At 29.9% G+C, this 3,625-nt stretch carries 3 protein-coding genes and 2 pseudogenes; all 5 read right to left on the minus strand.

Annotated elements, in window-relative coordinates:
- Positions 1-106: 106 nt before the first annotated feature.
- Positions 107-511 (minus strand): flagellar basal body rod protein FlgC, encoded by a 405-nt coding sequence (gene flgC, locus KIB46_RS16160; RefSeq protein ID WP_291673238.1) that lies wholly within the window; start codon positions 509-511, stop codon positions 107-109.
- A 2-nt stretch (positions 512-513) separates the two neighbouring features.
- Positions 514-908, minus strand: a pseudogene (gene flgB / locus KIB46_RS16165) (flagellar basal body rod protein FlgB).
- A gap of 296 nt (positions 909-1,204) precedes the next feature.
- Positions 1,205-2,065, minus strand: coding sequence for a flagellin (locus KIB46_RS16170; RefSeq protein ID WP_291673241.1), 861 nt, complete (start codon positions 2,063-2,065; stop codon positions 1,205-1,207).
- A 132-nt stretch (positions 2,066-2,197) separates the two neighbouring features.
- A pseudogene (locus KIB46_RS16175) lies at positions 2,198-2,299 on the minus strand (flagellin); the annotation flags it as partial.
- A gap of 168 nt (positions 2,300-2,467) precedes the next feature.
- Positions 2,468-3,625 (minus strand): IS256 family transposase (locus KIB46_RS16180; RefSeq protein ID WP_291673243.1); only part of this gene is annotated, 1,158 nt, incomplete at its 5' end.

The raw sequence follows: 3,625 nt of genomic DNA on the forward strand, positions 1-3,625 counted from the left end.
TTCAATTTTTGAGTTTTTACGGATATTGCAAAGTTATTTGTTTATTATTATTCAAAATTAGCTACAGGCTATTTTTTCATAGGAAACTTTACACTATCCTACTTGTCTACTTACCTATCTCTAAAGCTTTCATAAACATATTTTTATTCGCTGTTAAAGTATCTACATTAGCTTCATAAGCTCTAGTAGATGCTATCATATCTGCCATCTCATTAAGAACGTTAACATTAGGGTATAAAACGTATTCATTCTCATCAGCATCAGGATGTGTTGGATCATACACACTTCTTAAAGGCGATTCATCATCTTCAAGAGCTACTGCCTTTACCCCATTCCCCCTTAGTTTTTCATCTAAGGCTTCATGAAAGACAGCCACTTTTCTAACATAAGGGCCTCCATCTTCTGTTCTCGTTGTTGTGGCATTTACCATGTTGGATGTAATTGTATACATTCTAAGTCTTTCTGCTGCCAATCCACTAGCACTGATTCTCATTGCAGAAAATGCATTCATTTTTAATTACCTCCACTAATTACATATTTTAAATTTGTCAATTTACCATTTGCACTTTGAATTAATGCATTGTACTTTAAGGTATTTGCTGCTTGTTCAACCTTTTCTACATCTAAATCTACATTATTACCATCAGTTCTCATGCTTGTACTATTATCTCTTTTCACAGAAATATTCCCTAAACTTTCACTATTAGAGAAATGGTTTTCATTTGTAAATCAGTCTGTCCACTTCCATTTATATTTTCTTCAAAAACAACACTAAATCTTTTATATCCTTTTGTATTAATATTAGCTATATTATTTGAAATAACCTTTGCTCTTTCCGTAGAAGCCTTTATACCTTGCTTAATTAAGCTATATGTACTATTTTCTCCTCCCACTAAATTAATTGACATGCTACACCCCCATCTTTAGATTCAAATATGGAATTTATTTAATTCAATTTATAATCACACTAATAATAAACGAAAAATTATTTCCAATTTATCTATCTATCACTATTATATGTTATAATAGGTTAAATTTCTATATAATTTAGAGTTTTTTTACAGATTTCAAAAAGAAAGGTATTAAAATACTATAAATTTCCTAAGTTATGTTAAAATTTTGACATTTTTCATATTGTATTTTTTTTTTTACATCAAAAAAGGGAACCATTTGGTTAAAAAGACCAAATGGTTCCTTGATACTCTTATCTAACTCTCTCTAAAATTCTTAATGCATCTTTCGGCAAATTATTACTTTGAAATATAAGTGCTAGAGATGAATCATTTAAAATTTGTGTTCTTGCAAGTTCAGCCATTTCTAAAGCAATATCTGAATCTATAAGATTGCTAACAGCTCTTTCAAAAGCTTGTTCATTTGAACCTATGTTTTCTGCTGTAGTTTCTAATCTATTTTGCATAGCCCCATATCTACTTCTTATGTTGGAAACTGTTTCAATAGATTCATCTATTACTTCCAAAGCACTATTTACACCCTTTTGTGTTCTAATATCTATATCTTTTAAAGTGTTACCTTTTTCATCCTTTAATATTTCTGTTCTAATATTAAAGCTCGGAATTCTACTTTGTTCTCCTTGCATACCTCCTACTACAATATTCTTATACATTGGATATTTATTGTTAGGAACTCTCTCATCACATAAAAGTTTAACCCCATTGAATTCTGTATTATTGGCTAAATCATCTATGTTCTTCTTCATTTCTTCTATTTCATTTTGTATTATTTCTTTTTCGCTTTCACTTTTAGTCCCATTAGCTGCACTTACTGAAAGCTCTTTAATTCTAGCTAAAGTATTATTTACTTCTTGAAGAGCCCCATCTGCTGTTTGAAGCATGGATGTACCATCTTGAAGGTTTCTTTGAACTGCTTGAAGACTTTTTATTTGTATTCTCATCTGTTCACTTTGTCCAATTTTATTAGGATTGTCTTTTGCAGAATTAATTTTAATTCCTGTACTAAGTCTTTCAATTGCAGATTTATTATTAATTAAATTTTTCTTGTATCCGTTATATATGCTTAGAGAACTCATATTGTGATTAAGTCTCATATCTCACCACTCCAAAAAATGTATTTAATTTATTATCGAGATAATGATAATATACTTTAATATTTTTTAGTATTTTGTCAGATAATACAAAAAGGTGAGAAATTCATCTCACCTTTTAATAAACTATGTTAATTATCTAAGAAGTTGTAATACTCCTTGAGGTTGTTTATTAGCTTGAGCAAGCATAGCTTGAGCTGCTTGAGAAAGGATGTTATTCTTAGAGAAGTTGAGGATGTATAATATTTTGTGTAATTTCAATAATTAATCTTTTAATATAACTGGAAATTTTCTTTCCAGTTATATTTTTTATTTTTTTGAGTAATACTAATAATGGATTAGTATTACAATTTTATTTTGTGCAAAATAAGTTAAAATATACATAAAGTTTTAAAAAAGTACAAGCTACATTTCTATTTCAAACTTTAATAAAATTACTCCCCAATTTGCTATAGGAGAAGTCCATTTCTTCATGACTTGTTCAGTAGCTAAATATAGAGATTTCCTAAGAGAATCATCAGTAGGAAATACTGTTCTTGTTTTTGTAAATTTACGTAATTGCCTATTAACACCTTCTAATGGGTTAGTCGTATAAATCATCTTTCTTATCTCTTTTGTATATCCAAAAAATGTGGATAATTTATCCCAGTTTGAATACCATGACTCTATTACAGAACCATATTGACAACTCCATTTCTCTTTAAGTAAATCGAGCTGCGCTAGCGCTAGTTCTTCCGTATCTGCCTTATATACTGTTTTTAAGTCAGCCATAAACTCTTTTTTATTCTTATAAGATATGTATTTTATTGAGTTTCTAATTTGATGAACAATACAGCTTTGAATACTTACTTCTGGGAAAACAGCTTTAATAGCTTCAGGTAGTCCTTTTAGGCCGTCCATACAAGCAATTAAAATATCTTTAACACCTCTATTACTTAAATCATTGCAAACACTGAGCCAGAATTTAGCGCCTTCGGCTTCACTTATCCATATTCCTAAAATATCTTTATATCCATTCATATCTATTCCCATACAAATATATGCAGCTTTACACATGATTCTATGGTCATCCCTAACCTTAAAATGTACTGCATCCATATAAACTATAGGATACACGGAATCTAACATCCTATTCTGCCACTCGCTTGCCGATTCCATTACTTTATCTGTTATTTTAGATATCATAGACGGAGATATGTCAATTCCATATAATTCTTCTAACTCGCTTTGGATGTCTCTTGTAGACATTCCACGGGCATATAAACCTATTATTTTTTTATCTAATTCATTGCAGTCTGTTTGATATTTTTTAATTGCTTGTGGGTTAAAATCTCCGTTTCTATCTCGTGGTATATCTATTCCAACCTCCCCGTAGCTACTTTTAATATATTTGCTAGAATGACCATTTCTATAATTCTTATCGATTGTATCACTAGATCTTTCATATCTTTCACGACCTAAATGCTCTTCCATTTCAGCTTCAAGTAACTGTTGAATTACATCCTTTAATAGCTTTTGCATAAGACCATTTTTACCTACGACATCATCCATTGTCTTACACTT

The organism is Clostridium sp. (assembly GCF_018372875.1).
GTDB lineage: Bacteria > Bacillota > Clostridia > Clostridiales > Clostridiaceae > Clostridium.

Coding starts and splice junctions, on each gene's coding strand:
- flgC (WP_291673238.1), bottom strand. CDS start 511: ATGAATGCATTTTCTGCAATGAGAATCAGTGCTAGTGGATTGGCAGCA.
- KIB46_RS16170 (WP_291673241.1), bottom strand. CDS start 2,065: ATGAGACTTAATCACAATATGAGTTCTCTAAGCATATATAACGGATAC.